This is a genomic window from Nitrospina sp. 32_T5 (assembly GCF_052156635.1).
Taxonomy (GTDB): Bacteria; Nitrospinota; Nitrospinia; order Nitrospinales; family Nitrospinaceae; genus Nitrospina.
The window spans coordinates 807874-821474 of record NZ_JBQKUO010000001.1 but is presented as its reverse complement, the minus strand read 5'-3'; the positions used below and the strand labels follow the sequence as shown (position 1 = coordinate 821474).

Annotated in this window: 14 protein-coding genes; 10 read left to right on the top strand and 4 right to left on the bottom strand. The window is 58.6% G+C overall.

Annotated elements, in window-relative coordinates:
• Positions 1–14 precede the first annotated feature (14 nt).
• The 4 genes from ACTRW9_RS03820 (at position 15) to ACTRW9_RS03805 (ending at position 2496) form a co-directional block, all read left to right on the top strand.
• A complete protein-coding gene (locus tag ACTRW9_RS03820; protein WP_442428358.1) occupies positions 15–761 on the top strand; it encodes an NTP transferase domain-containing protein in 747 nt (248 codons plus the stop codon).
• Between the two features lie 346 nt (positions 762–1107).
• Complete coding sequence (locus tag ACTRW9_RS03815; protein WP_442426811.1) at positions 1108–1401, top strand: hypothetical protein; 294 nt, start codon at positions 1108–1110, stop codon at positions 1399–1401.
• A gap of 26 nt (positions 1402–1427) precedes the next feature.
• Positions 1428–1688: a hypothetical protein gene (locus tag ACTRW9_RS03810; RefSeq protein WP_005007343.1), complete on the top strand. Its 261-nt coding sequence runs from the start codon at positions 1428–1430 to the stop codon at positions 1686–1688.
• A 109-nt stretch (positions 1689–1797) separates the two neighbouring features.
• Positions 1798–2496, top strand: a complete 699-nt coding sequence (locus ACTRW9_RS03805) for an HAD-IA family hydrolase (RefSeq protein ID WP_442428357.1) — start codon at positions 1798–1800, stop codon at positions 2494–2496.
• A 43-nt stretch (positions 2497–2539) separates the two neighbouring features.
• On the opposite strand, the gene ACTRW9_RS03800 is transcribed toward ACTRW9_RS03805, so the two are convergent.
• A complete protein-coding gene (locus tag ACTRW9_RS03800) occupies positions 2540–4168 on the bottom strand; it encodes a tyrosinase family protein (protein WP_442428356.1) in 1629 nt (542 codons plus the stop codon).
• 161 nt (positions 4169–4329) lie between these two features.
• Positions 4330–4728, bottom strand: a complete 399-nt coding sequence (locus ACTRW9_RS03795) for a MerR family transcriptional regulator (RefSeq protein WP_442428355.1) — start codon at positions 4726–4728, stop codon at positions 4330–4332.
• Positions 4729–4828: 100 nt separating this feature from the next.
• Here ACTRW9_RS03795 and ACTRW9_RS03790 point away from each other — a divergent pair, with 100 nt between their 5' ends.
• From ACTRW9_RS03790 to ACTRW9_RS03780, 3 genes are all read left to right on the top strand, one after another.
• Positions 4829–5548: a MerC domain-containing protein gene (locus ACTRW9_RS03790; RefSeq protein ID WP_442428354.1), complete on the top strand. Its 720-nt coding sequence runs from the start codon at positions 4829–4831 to the stop codon at positions 5546–5548.
• Between the two features lie 28 nt (positions 5549–5576).
• Positions 5577–5840: a thioredoxin family protein gene (locus tag ACTRW9_RS03785; protein ID WP_442428353.1), complete on the top strand. Its 264-nt coding sequence runs from the start codon at positions 5577–5579 to the stop codon at positions 5838–5840.
• 147 nt (positions 5841–5987) lie between these two features.
• Positions 5988–6521: a hypothetical protein gene (locus ACTRW9_RS03780; RefSeq protein WP_442428352.1), complete on the top strand. Its 534-nt coding sequence runs from the start codon at positions 5988–5990 to the stop codon at positions 6519–6521.
• Here the strand turns inward: ACTRW9_RS03780 and ACTRW9_RS03775 are convergent, their stop codons facing one another.
• Positions 6522–8051, bottom strand: coding sequence for a hypothetical protein (locus ACTRW9_RS03775; RefSeq protein ID WP_442428351.1), 1530 nt, complete (start codon positions 8049–8051; stop codon positions 6522–6524).
• A gap of 456 nt (positions 8052–8507) precedes the next feature.
• Positions 8508–9818, bottom strand: coding sequence for a class I SAM-dependent methyltransferase (locus tag ACTRW9_RS03770; protein ID WP_442428350.1), 1311 nt, complete (start codon positions 9816–9818; stop codon positions 8508–8510).
• Between the two features lie 175 nt (positions 9819–9993).
• Here ACTRW9_RS03770 and ACTRW9_RS03765 point away from each other — a divergent pair, with 175 nt between their 5' ends.
• From ACTRW9_RS03765 to ACTRW9_RS03755, 3 genes are all read left to right on the top strand, one after another.
• Positions 9994–10332 carry a TraR/DksA family transcriptional regulator gene (locus tag ACTRW9_RS03765; RefSeq protein ID WP_442428349.1) on the top strand — a complete coding sequence of 113 codons (339 nt, stop codon included), beginning with the start codon at positions 9994–9996 and terminating at the stop codon, positions 10330–10332.
• 164 nt (positions 10333–10496) lie between these two features.
• Complete coding sequence (locus tag ACTRW9_RS03760) at positions 10497–12773, top strand: DciA family protein (RefSeq protein ID WP_442428348.1); 2277 nt, start codon at positions 10497–10499, stop codon at positions 12771–12773.
• A gap of 35 nt (positions 12774–12808) precedes the next feature.
• A complete protein-coding gene (locus ACTRW9_RS03755; RefSeq protein ID WP_442428347.1) occupies positions 12809–13594 on the top strand; it encodes a DUF4292 domain-containing protein in 786 nt (261 codons plus the stop codon).
• The last annotated feature ends 7 nt before the right edge of the window (positions 13595–13601 follow it).

Genomic DNA, 13601 nt, shown 5'->3' with positions numbered 1-13601 from the left:
AATCCCCAGTTCTTATGCAAGCCATCATCCTGATTGCCGGCTACGGATCCCGCCTTGGCCGCGACGACATACCACATAAAAGCCTGTTGCCGTTTGGCGAGGACACCCTGCTGTCGCGTCACTTGCGTATCCTGCAGGACCTCGGTCTGGAAAAAGCCGTGCTCGTGGTGGGGCACAACCGCGACGCGGTGAAGGACTACGTCGGCGGCCTCGACCTGACGCTGCCCGTCGAGTTTGTGGACAACCCGGAGTACCGCACCACCGGCAACACGTTGTCGCTGGTTCTGGGTCTGCGCGGCCGCGAGGGCGACCTCCTGGTCATGGACGGCGATGTGCTTTACCCGCGCGAAGTGCTGGAAAAGTACGTCTCCAATTGCCCTCCGCCGTCGTTTGCCATCGTGCCGGTGGACATCGACGACACCGAGGCGACCAAGGTGCTCCTCGATGAGACCGGGTACATCCATTCCTTCGTCACCAAGCGTGACCTCACCGGGGAAGAAAAATCACGGTACCAGTGCGCCGGCGAAGCCATCGGATTTTTCCTGCTGACACAGGAACTGACCCAGCGTCTGATCACGCTCTACGATACCCGGCCCGGGGAATTCATCTCCACCCTGTGGGAAATCCCGTTTTCCGAGGTGGCTCCCGGTGGCGAGATCAAGCCCTTCTTCGTCGTGAGTGAGGGGTGTATGGAAATCGATACACCGGAGGATTACAACGAAGCCCTCTCCCGCTACAACGCGAACCCCGAAGTTTACTGAAAAACCCTCAAATAAATACAAATTCCATTCTTCTCAAGCCAAACCCCCCTTCCACCCTCTGTTTAAAAGTTTATAAATATAAATATGATGTATGAAATTTTATTAGTTCAATCAGGGTAAGTGTATTGTTTTTTATAAACTCTCCGATCTCAAGTCGTCCTCGTTGCCAATCCTCCATTTCCCGCTCCCCTCATAACCTTTTGAAAATATTATAGTTAATAGGTTGAGGCGAAAAACACACCCGGTTTTCCCGGCTTTTGGCATATGGCTTGCTCCTGTTACTGGCATAAAACTTCGTTCAAACCTGACTGTATTGGTTTTCTGTTTTTGGGAGATGTTTCAAGCCATGGACGTAATGGTAGAAGTCGCAAAATATCTCAGCCAGTTGAATCTGTCGTTTCCGATGAACCAGCTTGGCCCGATCCTCGCGGTGGTGGGACTGCTCCTGGTATGGGGCAAATACAAGACCGCCCTGTGGATGGGGTTTTTGTCCTGGATGTACCTGGCGGTCACCACCAACAAGTTGACCCTGATCGCCATGTTGCAGTCGCCGCCGACGAGCGTGATCGTGGTGATGTTCCTCACCATGACCACCGGGTTCCTCCTGCTTTTCACTGTCGTGCATCAAGGGCACCGTTGAGCACGGATAGATTGGAGGGAACGAACATGTGGCCGACGCATTGTGAAGTGACCGTTGAAGGAACCATCATCGTGCTGGGGGTGGTGTCCATCCTCTGGCTGTTTGGACGGCTGTACCTGGGACTTTCGGTCCTGTACTTCTTTGCCATGTTCTGGTTTTACACCGCAAACCAGACTCCCCTGATCAACCTTTTCGGCAAAAACGCCCTGGGCTGGTACGCGGCATTCTCCGCGGTCCTGTTCGGCGTGCTTGTCACCATCAGGAACCTCTTTCCAGACCGGCACTGAACGCATCCTCCTCCTTGCATTTGGTGTTATACTTGCCTTCGCGGCAAGCGGGCGCGCACCCCTTGGGTGCGCGTCTTTTTTTTCGGCAGGATTTCAGGAGCGGGTGGCGATGATCCAGGATTTCAAGGCGGTGTTTTTCGATGTCGGCGGAACCCTTCTGCGCGTGCATCCTTCGGTGGGCGACGTGTACGCCAGGCATGCCCGGGCTTACGGCTTCGACGGCGAGCCGGACGCGCTCAACAAAGCCTTCCGCTCGCACTGGAAAAGCATGGGCGGGATGGAGTCACTGGGCACTGCCAAGGGACCGGAGGTGGAACGTGGCTTCTGGAAGGAACTGGTGCGGCGCGTGTTCGAGCCCTACGGACTGCAACGCTTCGACGCCTACTTCGACGAGATCTACGACGTCTTCCGCAGTGACGCATGCTGGCGGGTGTTCGAGGACGTCACCGGGTCCGGCCTGCTGGACCGGCTGAAAGAACGCGGCGTGGTGCTGGGCATCATCTCCAACTGGGACTCGCGCCTGCCGGAGATCATCGACAACACCGGGCTGGGCCGGTATTTCCAGTTCGTGCTCGCCTCCACCGTGGTCGGCTCGGCCAAACCCGACATCGGCATCTTTAAAGAAGCGCTGAGATTGAGCGGCGTCCAGCCGCACGAGGCCTGCCACATCGGGGATGAAGTCGGCACCGACGTCACCGGCGCGAAAAACGCCGGGGTGCACCCCATCCTGATCGACCGCACCAACCGCTTCCCCGACACCCACCCCCGTATCCAGTCCTTCCACGAACTGGTGCTGGAGGAAGTGTGACAGAGGGCCCGGTACTCACTGTCCGGGCCGCAGGGGTTCGTCACTACCTGTACTCGTCGTACACCTGGTCCACCATCTTGTGCCACCTGTAGAACACCGGATCCTTGGGAGCGTTGCTGGGTCCTGCCATCTCTCCGCCGATGTTCACGTGCACCCTCCCGTGCCAGCCGAATTCCATCTGATCGGACAGGTGTTTGGCGCTGGCGAATTCCTTCAGCTTCTTCACCCCCGCGTTCTGCGGACAGCGTGCGAGCACGTTGCGGCCGTTGCCGTTCAGGTCATACATGCCGGGCTTGGCGTTGAGCGCGGTGCTGAAGCCGCCGCCCCGTGCATTATGGTTGGTGGCGGGGTCGGTGGGGGGAGGGCTCGCGCCGGGATCCCACGCGGTGAGCACGGGATAGTTGAACAGCAGCCGCCAGTGGTTGGCCGCGCCGATGAAGCCTTTGTGAAAGGTGAAGAAGGCTTCGCCGGAGGCGCAGTGCGAGAACGTGCTGCCGTAATGCCACGCGCGGTGATCGACCAGCACCTTCGCCTTGTGGTTCCACGTGTAGAAGTCCTCCATCTGGCGGTCGATGTCCGTCTGGTCCGTCTCCACCACGAAGTCGCGCTGCACCGTCGCCTGCTTGTCCACGCCGTTTTCCTTATACGCCACGTCGGCATAGACGGTGTGCGTGCCGGTGTTTTTCCAGTAGAGCTGGATGGGATTCATCCGGCTCTTGGCGGCGTCGAACTGGATGGAGGCGATGCTGCCGCGGAAGTCTTCCTGGTAATCCCAAAGCGCGGACCCGCCGATGCGCCAGAAGGTGGAAACCAGCTGGCACTGAACGCCGTCGCCGTCGGTGATCTCCAGCGCCAGCGTCACGTACTGGCCGGTATTGATCTCGTCGCTGGTCACGCCCATGTTGAGGCCGAGGTTGTGGGTGTTGGTCGCGGTGCCGCCCAGGGTGGAGACCTTGGGATTCGGGATGTGCCCGCCGCCGGTGATGGCCAGCGTGCATTCGGTGGCGGCGCGGCCGCCGTCCCTCACCCCGATGGGCACGCCTCCCTTCATGAACAGGCCGTTTTCAAACCGCACTTCCTCTTCCGGTTTGTATTGTTGCATCCGGTATTCGCCTTTGGCCCCCATGGGCGGCGGTTCGTAGTCGTCCAGGGCGCGCCCGGTCCCGGTGACGGGCACCGAGATCAGCGGGTTGCCCTGCAGATCGTAATAGATCAGGGTCACGCGGCTTCGCGCTTCGAGCGTCGGGAAGTAGCAGACGCGGTCGGGCAAAATTTCCCCCGGCCCCACTTCAAAACCGGGAAACTCGAGCCCGCAGGTGTCGAACGGGTTGACGGGTTCCTCGGTCTGCACGTCCGTCAGCTTCATGGAAGCGAGTTTCACCGGCTCGTCTCCGGTGTTGTGGATGTAAACCGCCATGGAGTTGGCCCAGTTCATGTATTTGTGTGCGTCGTCCCAGCCCTCTTGCGCGGCGGGCAGGGCGCCGAAATCCAGCTCCCCCACCGGTTCGGTCATCCGGGATCCATTGACCTTCAAAAACGGATGGTCGATGGAAGTGAGAAAGGGTTCGGGTGCAGGCCCGGGAACTCCGGGTTGTTTGCTGAACAGGGAACAGCCGCTGGACAGGAATACCATGCAAACCATGGAAATGAAGAAACGAAATTTTGTATTCATGCGTCTTCTCCGGGGAGGTGAAGGGGGATCGGGCAGGGGTCATGCCGGTTCGCCAAATCAGGCAAACCGAATAATAAGGTTATATCACATAGGAATTCAGATAGGGCGGGGTTTTTGGGGACTGAAACCCAAGTGGAAGCGGGGGGCATGCAAACAAGAACTCAATTCTGCAGGCTGTCGATGATGGGGCAGTCGGGGGCGATGCGGCCGGTGCATTGATTCACCAGTTGTTTCAGTACCTTCTCCATGGCCTTCAAATCGCGGATGCGCGATTGAATGTCCTCCAGATGTGTCTCCGCCAGCGTTTTCACCTTGCCGCAGGATTTTTTCCGTCCCTCGGAAAGTGTCAGCAACCGGCGCACGTCCTTCAGTGAAAACCCCAGCGCTCGCGCCCGGCGGATGAACTGCAACCTGCGCGCGTGGGTTTCATTGTACACGCGGTGGCCGCCTTCGGTGCGGCGCGGTTTGGGGAGCATACCGACCTTTTCGTAATAGCGGATCGTCTCGATGTTGCACTCCGTCTGTCTGGAAAGCCCGCCGATGGTCATTGAGTCCGTCATGACGCACCTCGAAAAAATTTTTAAAAAATTCCGCTTGAACCTGTAGTTACTACAGGTTCTAGACTAAACCCATGATCAACGAAATGGAAATGGAAATGTCATGAACTGGATCAAGCTCGTTTACGACAGGGATTGTCCCAACGTGGATGCTACACGGGATAATTTACGGCAGGCATTGACCGAGTCGAGCCTGCCGTCCACCTGGCAGGAGTGGGAACGGGGATCGGCGGAATGCCCGCCGCATTACCGGCGTTATGGCTCGCCGACCATTCTGGTGCACGGCCGCGATGTGGCGTTGTCTCCCGACACGGAAGCCGGGCATTGCCGGTTGTACGCGGATGGAAAAGGCGAGTTCCACGGCGCGCCGCCGGTGGACGTCATCGTGGATAATCTGAAGCCGTATGCTGAAAAAAATCTGAAAAAATTTTCCGGCGTGGTTCCGGTGCTGGGCGTAGCGTTACTGCCGAAACTCACCTGCCCGGCCTGCTGGCCCGCGTATGCGTGGCTGCTGGGGGTGATGGGGTTGGACTTCATCAATTATACGCCGTGGCTGCTGCCCATGATGGCCGTGCTGTTGGTGCCCGCGCTGGGCGTGCTGGCTTACCGGGCCGGACGGCGGCGGGGATACGGTCCGTTCTTTTTAGGACTGGCCGGAGCCGCCCTTCTCATGACAGGCAAGTTTCATTTCAACCAGCCCTTGGTGGAATACGGGGGCATGGCGATTTTGCTTATGGCTTTTGTCTGGAACGCTTGGCCTGCAAACAAGAGCCAGACGGAAGCGGGCTGTCCGGCTTGTTTTAATCCGGAAGAGGCCCGTTGAAACTCAACTTGAATGAAAGGAGGTCATCATGACCGCTCAACGAAACGTCGAAATTTACAGCGCCGGGTGCGCGGTGTGCGAGGACGCCATCAAAATGGTGCGCGATCTCGCCTGCGACTCCTGGAAGGTCACCGTGAGGGACATGACTCATCCGAAGGTGGCGGAACAGGCCCAACGGCTGGGCATCCGTTCCGTGCCTGCCGTGGTAATTGACGGACGGCTCGCCGACTGTTGCGGCGCGGGGCTGGACGCCGAAGTGCTCAAACAAGCCGGACTCGGCCAACCTCTTTAAAACGGACTGGCCTTCATATCCGGGCCGGTCAAACGATTCGGGTTTCCGCCGACTGGAGTCGCTACCCCCTCCCACATTTCCTTTCGGCGGAACACCCACCGGATTAACAGATGAATTGTGGGAAGAACTTCTTAATAAGGCATAACCATGTTAAAAAAATTCTTGGTGCTAACCGGCATGGTTTTTTTTCTTATTTCTCTTGCGGCAGGAGCGCAAGCGGAAAATGCGAATGAGGATTTCACTCCAAAACATTTTTTAATTCATGTCAAAACTTCATTAGATGAAGACGATGCCCAGATTTGCGTTGCTCCCAATGTGGCCCTTGCGGCATTACGCAAAGGGCACCGGGTGACGTTGTTGTTCGATGGAAGCGCGGTCACCTCCGTCAAAAAAGGTGGATGGTTTGGCTCGGATCAAACCCCTATGGACAAAGCGGCTCTTCCAGAAAGAGAACGCGTGACGCTTGCCGAACAATTTGGAATGAATCTGAACCGCATCCCTCATGACTACGGGGAGTACCTGGCATTTCTTAAAAGCGAGGGCGCGGATTTGAAAATAAACCGGACTATGATGCTTCTTTACAAAATTGAACCGGAGGACATCGATTCCAACCTGAGGCCCATCCTGCTTTCTGAAATGATTGAAATTATCCAGAAGGCGGATCATTATCTTGTCTATTGACTACTGTAAAGTGGACTGGTTTGACCCCGGTTCATGGCTTCGTCGATACACCCACCACTCATAACCGAAGGCGAGGTAGAAGGGGGTGAACTCGATCCAAACGATCCACGGGATGAGGGGCTTCATGTCCTGGTACTCGAAATAGAAATCGAGGTAGTACAGGCCGACCAGCCCCGTCAGCAGAATCCACGACCGCCACGGAAAGAAGCACAGGTACGGCACCACCCACATCAGGTACCACGGGTTCTGCACCGGGCTCAGCAGGAACACCAGTCCCATGATGACGAACTGATCGCCGAGGCAGGCGCGGTCGGCGTCCTCCCCCTGCCGCGCCTTGCGGAAAAACAGGTACGCCAGCACGGCGAGCACGATGAGGAGCACGGTGATCTTGGCCAGCAACGACGGCAGGTCGTACGAAAACCCCACCGGCAACTCCGACGACAAACCCAATACCGTGCCGTAAAACCACAGCACCAAGGCGAACAGGCTGTCGTTGTTCTGCCAGTAGGTGGTGAACGTTTCCAGCCCTTCAAACGCGTCGCGCCCGATGTTCACAAACGGCAGGTATCCCACCGCCACCACGCCTGCGAACAGCCCTGCGCCCAGTGCGCAGGCTTGCCACGGTGAGTCTCCCTTTTCTTTTAGATTCTGAAACTGGCGCTTGAGGTAGAGCGGCAGCAGGATGGCCGGGTACAGCTTGCCCAGCACGCTGAGCGCGAGGAAGAAGTACGCCATGTAATAGCGCGCGCGCACCAGGAAATACACCGCGCCGGTCAAAAACGCGATGCCGATGATGTCGAGGTGCGTCGAGTTGAACGTCTCCTTGATGACCAGCGGACACCAGTAATAGACGAGGCACAGGTTCGGGTTCTGCCCCAGCGCGCGGAGCGTGAAGGCGATGAAGGCGACGGCCATCAGGTCGAACACGAAAAACGCAAGGCGCATCATGGCGATGCTGTCGGGTTTGAGCGTGTGCACCAGGCGGAACACGTACTGCGCCATCGGCGGGTAGATGGTGGGCACCGCCGGGTGGTTGATGCGCTCCATGTACACCAGGCTGCGGTCGCTTGCCCATTTCAACTGATACAGCCGGGTCAGTTCGCGGATCTGGTCCGGCGTGTAAGTCGCCTCGAAGCTGGCCGGATCGCGGATCATGAACTCTTTCATGCGACTCACTTCATTCGGCGAGTACTTGAACGGGTTGATGCCGTGGGCGAACACCTTGCCGTCCCACAAATACCGGTAAATGTCGTCTTCCTGGATCTGGTTGGCGGGCAGGATGGCGCCGCGGAACAGCAGGCCCAGGATGAGGATCAGCCACAACGTGTTCCAATCGTAACGGTTCTTCGAAATTTTCCACGCTGCCCACGCGTAGAGACCGAACAGCGCGGCGTAGAGCGCCAGGTAGGTGAGAATCGGCCGCTCGGCGTAGCCTTCGCCCCAGTTGAAGGCGAGCGACAGCCGCCACAATGCGAGGTATAGGAGGATGGAGCCGATGCCCGTTATGAGGAGGACGGTGCGGGTGCGCATAAGGACTTCAGTAAACCACAACTGCGCCCGCCGCGCCACGCGCGGAGGGAATGGGGTAATGCGTTTCTGGGCGGAGCGATGGTCTTGAGGGCCCAATCTCAAATCCAATTCGTTGCCTCAGGCGTTGCCTGTGCCGCGCCACGCCCCGTCATACGGGGAGAGAAAGGGGTAGTGCGTTTTTGAAAGGAACGATGATCCGTGGGTGCAAATCGATGGGCACCCCCTTCTCCGAAGGGGGCTGGGGGGCTTTTTCCTTCAGGCTGTCATCCTGAACGCAGTGAAGGAGGACCTTTCAATGAGTTCACAGTAAGCATCGAGATCCTTCGCTTTCGCTCAGGATTCAAGCGGAAGAATCCCCCTAACCCCCTTTACAAGGGGGGACCGGCTAGCCCCCGCGCCAACCATCGTTTGCCCTTAAAGCATTAGCCCCTGTTCGCTCCGCGCCTGGCGCGGCGGTTACCGGTACAGGTCGTCGCGGGTGAGGGGCAGGCCGGAGGGACCTTTCGGGCCGCGTTTGGTCGCCACCACCTGGCAGATGTGCATCGAGCCGTCGCGGAACCCGGTCGAGACTCCGGCGAGGTACAACGCCCACATGCGCAACCGCTCCACGCCGACGAAGCCGATGGCCTCCTCCCGGCGCGCTTCCAGCCGCCGGTACCAGTGCTGGCAGGTCAGCCCGTAATGCTCGCGCCAGGCCTCGATGTCCCGTACCTCGAACCCGGCGATCTCCATCAGGTCGGCGGTGTGGCCGATGTTGTCGAGTTCGCTTCCGGGGAATATGTATTTCAACAACAGGCGGCGTTCGGGCCGGATCCTGCGGGCCTTGCGGCGCGACGCCTTGGCGCGGCGCGAAATGCCGTGGTTCAACAGGATGCCGCAATCCTTCAGCAGGGAATGGATTTTCCGGAAATACGCGGGCATGTTGGCGATGCCGATGTGCTCGAACATGCCGACGCTCACCACCTTGTCGTAGGTGCCTTCCAGCGTCGAGTAATCGCGCAGTTCAACGGTGACGCGGTCTTCCAGGCCGAGCTTTTTGATTTTTTCCGTGGCGAAATCGAACTGCCTCTGCGACAGGGTCACGCCGTGCGCCTTCACCCCGTAATGGCGGGCGGCATAGCAGATCAGCCCGCCCCAGCCGCAACCGATGTCGAGCAGGGTTTCATCCGGCTGGAGGCGCAGTTTGCGGCAGATCATTTCCAGCTTGTCCTGCTGCGCCTGGTCCAGCGAGTTGCCGGCGTCCTTGAAGTAGCCGCAGGAGTACTGCATTTCCTCATCGAGAAACAGCGCGTAAAACTCGTTGCTGATGTCGTAATGGAACTGGATGAACTTTTTGTTGTCGCGCCGCGCTTCATCGCGGCCGACGGCATCGTCTGTGTACCGGTGTTGGACCGTTTTGTGTGCGGCGGGCGCGAACAACAGCGGCAGGGCCTGCCGCAGGAGGAAGAATTTATTGAGCTTCTTCAGGTTTTTTTTCATCTGCCGGTCGCGCAGGAGGGCGATGAAGTCGATCAGGTCGCCGTGAATCTCGATGTGGCCCTTCACGTACTGGAGAAGCAGGTTTTCCAGCGTCGGTTTCCGCAGAAGTCCGCCCAGCACGCCGGAGCCGTTGATGGCGATGAAAAACCGCTCGTCCACCTCGCGGCCCAGTGGGATCAGCGATCCCTCCCACAGGCGGACGGAGAAACGGGCGTTGAGGGTGTCGCCGACATGTTGCAACAGCCGCCGGGTGGCGGCCAGCCGCTTTTCTTCTGAGAAAAAGGACATTGCCCGGCATTATAATCGGAATCCGGCGTAATGAATATCGAATATCGGGGTACGGCGTGCCCTCAGGGCGGAGGGGTTTGCGAGTGGATTTTGCTGTCGGATTGCGTTACACCTGACAGCACGCCGTCAATATTCAGACGAAAACGATTGCTGGCACCGCAACGGAGGGAGCCCCATGAAAGAAGAAGACATCCAGCGACTGCGCGACCAGCTGCTTTCCACGAAGGAAGAGTTGACAGCGCTCGAGGCCGCGTCGAAAGCCTCGACCAAACCGGTCGAGCTCGACCAGGCCCGGCTGGGCCGCCTGTCGCGCATGGACGCCATGCAGGACCAGCAGATGGCGCAGGAAGCGGCGCGGCGCAACCAGCGGATGCTGGTGAAAATTGAAGGCGCGCTTCGCCGTATGGATGCCGGACGCTTCGGCGATTGCTTCGTGTGCGGCGAGGAAATCGACCTGCGCCGGTTGGAGTTCGATCCCACCAGCACCCGCTGCATCGACTGCGCCGAGAAGTGAACCGGTACTCGAGTCCGGCAAACCTTCCCAATTCCGAATCCATCGATTTAGAAGCCATTTCGCAGGCGATTCACCTGCGTGCGCTGACTTCGCACAATAAATGGTTTCAAAAGGGTTCCGCTCCCATTAAAATAGTTCAATAGATGGAATCAGGAGTGTTGATCATGAAAGACGGGTCCGGCCGCACACAGCGTTGGACGTCGATTCGCAACGTTCTTCCCGACGTGCTGACGGCCATCCCGGAGCAAAGCGATGAAGACGTGACCGAGCGCATCGGTTTCGCCTGGGAGATCCTGGTCGGTGAAAAGCTTGCCTGCCACACAACCATCACCCGGGTCACGGAAAAAACGCTGTTCGTCCAGGTGGAGGGTCGCGAATGGCTGGCCCCGTTGAAGGCGCTGGACACGCGGATTCTGGAAGGGTTGAACCGGTCCCTCCGGACCTCCCGTTTCACCCGCATTCATTACGATATCCAGCCGGAGACCCAGCCGTCGTCCGCTAAAAGGAAACCCAAACGTATGCGAAACACAAAGTTGCCGCACCCCAATCCCGCTTTGCCTGTAGACGCGGGTTCGCTGGACCGCATTGCGGATCCGGCTCTCAAGGAAACCCTCAGCCGGCTGGCGCACAAGTTCCGTTTCGTGGCGCTGGCGTTGGTGGCCGTGGCCGGGTTGTCCAACTGCGCAACCATTGCCGACACCGTGCCGGGTATCGATATCCAGATGGAGGAGGGCACCCCGGATTTTGAAGACAGCTACGCGGTCCGTCACATCAGCAAGCTCAACGAACAGAACCCCGGCCGCTTTCGTGACCCGCGCGCGTACTACCACTTCATGATGGACCTCAAGTATGAGCGGGAAGGCGATTTCGACCGCGCCGCCGACCACTATTCGAAGGTGGTGGAATTTGAAGCCGAACACGAACCGTTTCTCACTCACATGATGGTGCTCTACCAGCGGATCGGGAAACTGGAAGAGGCCCTGCAGCTGGGACAGCGCGGCCTGCGCAAGTTCCCCGATAACACCCGCATGCACACCATCCTGGGCGACATCCTTGCCAGCCGCGGCCGTTATCAGGAAGCCCTCGAGCATTACAAAAAAGTCACCGAACTCGATCCCAAAAGCCCGCGTGCGTTTTTGATGGCCGGTGCCGCGCTTCGGCGGTTGAACCGGTTTGACGAGGCGCGTGACTGGTTCCACAAGGTGTCGGTGGTCGATCCCGCCAACACGCTGGGATTTTATTACTACGGCCGCACGCTTCTGGATACGAAGGATTACGAAGACGCCGAGGACAAGCTGAAAAAGTCGGTTTCGCTCCGGCCCAGCATGTTCGAGGCTCGGCAGGCCCTGGCGCTGGCACTGGAACAGCGGGAAAAATACCAGGAAGCCATCACCCAGTACCGCATTCTCAAAAAACTGGATCCGTCCAACCTGCACGTGGCGGACCGCTACGATGTTCTCAACCAGGCGTGGGACCCGGTTTCCGAAACGCTTTCCGGCAATGTGACCCTGGCTGAGATGGAACTGCCGGAGCCGGACATCCATCGCATGATCGGCGCCATCTTTTATCAGCAGGTCATGTACCTGGAAGCGGTCGATGAATTCCGCCTGGTGCTGGCGAAAGGCGAGGACAGGGAAGTGCGCTTCACCATCGCCCGCATTTACGAAGTGCTGGGCCGCCCGGACAAGGCCATTCAGGAAATTGAGGCCTACCGCCGTCATGCCGGTGTTGCGGATTCGGTGGAAGTCCTGCTCAAACTGGCCCGGTTGTACGGGCTCAATGCAAACATGCCGCAGTCGGTGAACCTGCTTGACCGCGCAGTGGAACTGGATCCGCACAACCACCGTTTGTACCATGCGCTGACTTTGGCTTACATGTCGCTCAACCGCAACAAGGAAGCGTTGAAGGCGATCGACCGCGCCATTGCGCTCAACAAGACGCACGATGCCTATTATTTTGAAAAGGGAGCTTTGCTGGAACGGATGGGCCGGTACGAGGACGCCATCGCCAACATGACCAAGGCGCTGGAGATCAACCCGAACCACTCCAACGCGCATAACTTCATCGGCTACATGTACGCATCGCGCAACATCAAGCTCGACCGCGCCCTGTACCACCTGGAGCAGGCGCTCAGCATCCAGCCACGCAACGGGTATTTCCTCGACAGTCTGGGCTGGATTTATTACAAGAAAGGCGAGCCGGAAAAAGCCCTCACCCACATCAAAAAGGCGCTCATTTATACCGAGCCGGACCCGGTTTTATATGACCACCTGGGCGATATCCACTTTTCGCTGAAAAACATCGGTGAAGCCCGCAAGGCGTGGAAGACCAGCCTTGTCCTCACCCGGCAAAAGGGGAGCGCTCCCGGCGGCGAAGTTCCGGACCTCGACCAGCTTGAGGAAAAAATCCGCAAAGCCGACGAGATGCTGGGGACACGCTGACCCCGGCCGGGTGGCAACGAATTCCGGTTCACTCCATGACAGTCTTCCATTCCGTGCGCAGTTGTTTTTTCGGTCTCGCTTTGCTGGCGCTGGCCGCCTGCCAGACCACGCCCCCCACGCCCGAGCCGCAGCCGGTCAAGGCCGTTTCCGATGAAACCATCCTCCAGGCGCTCGAACGCCATCACGACAGCGTGTACAGCGTTCGTTCCTTTGTCACGACGCGCATCCGCACGCGGCTGGTGGATCACGTGCTTCGCCAGACCGTGGTGGCGAGGAACGACCAGTCCATTCGCCTGGACACGCTGAGCAATTTCGGCCAGCCCCTGGGCGTGTTCATCTTCAAACCCGGCAACATCCAGATCTACGACCCGCAGAAAAATGTCGTGCATACCGGCGCCGAAGCGTGGTACATGATGGCCGACCTGTTCGGCACGTCGTTCGATTTCGCGGAATTCATCAGCGTCTTTCTGGGAAAGGTGCCGCGCTACGACCGATTGAAGCTGGAACGTATCACCGCGCACGCAGAAAACCTCTACGTGATGGATGCCGAAGACCCCGTCCGCAAAGAACGCACCGAGATCGAGATCGACGCCGACACGCTGCATCCCGTTGGCATGACACGGTTCAGGAGCGGGGAAGCGTTGTATTCCGTAGCGTGGACGGAGGCGAAATGGATCGGGGCCGTGTACTTCCCGCACCGGGTCACGGTCCAGCGCCACAAGGAAAATGACGAAGTGATATTGAGTTACCGCAACCCGCAGGTGAACCCGGTCATCTCCGATGACGTGTTCGAATTGTTCCCCGGCCGCGCCGCACCCTGACCCGAAA

Coding starts and splice junctions, on each gene's coding strand:
- ACTRW9_RS03820 (WP_442428358.1), top strand. CDS start 15: ATGCAAGCCATCATCCTGATTGCCGGCTACGGATCCCGCCTTGGCCGC.
- ACTRW9_RS03765 (WP_442428349.1), top strand. CDS start 9,994: ATGAAAGAAGAAGACATCCAGCGACTGCGCGACCAGCTGCTTTCCACG.
- ACTRW9_RS03805 (WP_442428357.1), top strand. CDS start 1,798: ATGATCCAGGATTTCAAGGCGGTGTTTTTCGATGTCGGCGGAACCCTT.
- ACTRW9_RS03810 (WP_005007343.1), top strand. CDS start 1,428: ATGTGGCCGACGCATTGTGAAGTGACCGTTGAAGGAACCATCATCGTG.
- ACTRW9_RS03790 (WP_442428354.1), top strand. CDS start 4,829: ATGAACTGGATCAAGCTCGTTTACGACAGGGATTGTCCCAACGTGGAT.
- ACTRW9_RS03815 (WP_442426811.1), top strand. CDS start 1,108: ATGGACGTAATGGTAGAAGTCGCAAAATATCTCAGCCAGTTGAATCTG.
- ACTRW9_RS03800 (WP_442428356.1), bottom strand. CDS start 4,168: ATGAATACAAAATTTCGTTTCTTCATTTCCATGGTTTGCATGGTATTC.
- ACTRW9_RS03785 (WP_442428353.1), top strand. CDS start 5,577: ATGACCGCTCAACGAAACGTCGAAATTTACAGCGCCGGGTGCGCGGTG.
- ACTRW9_RS03795 (WP_442428355.1), bottom strand. CDS start 4,728: ATGACGGACTCAATGACCATCGGCGGGCTTTCCAGACAGACGGAGTGC.
- ACTRW9_RS03770 (WP_442428350.1), bottom strand. CDS start 9,818: ATGTCCTTTTTCTCAGAAGAAAAGCGGCTGGCCGCCACCCGGCGGCTG.
- ACTRW9_RS03755 (WP_442428347.1), top strand. CDS start 12,809: ATGACAGTCTTCCATTCCGTGCGCAGTTGTTTTTTCGGTCTCGCTTTG.
- ACTRW9_RS03775 (WP_442428351.1), bottom strand. CDS start 8,051: ATGCGCACCCGCACCGTCCTCCTCATAACGGGCATCGGCTCCATCCTC.
- ACTRW9_RS03760 (WP_442428348.1), top strand. CDS start 10,497: ATGAAAGACGGGTCCGGCCGCACACAGCGTTGGACGTCGATTCGCAAC.
- ACTRW9_RS03780 (WP_442428352.1), top strand. CDS start 5,988: ATGTTAAAAAAATTCTTGGTGCTAACCGGCATGGTTTTTTTTCTTATT.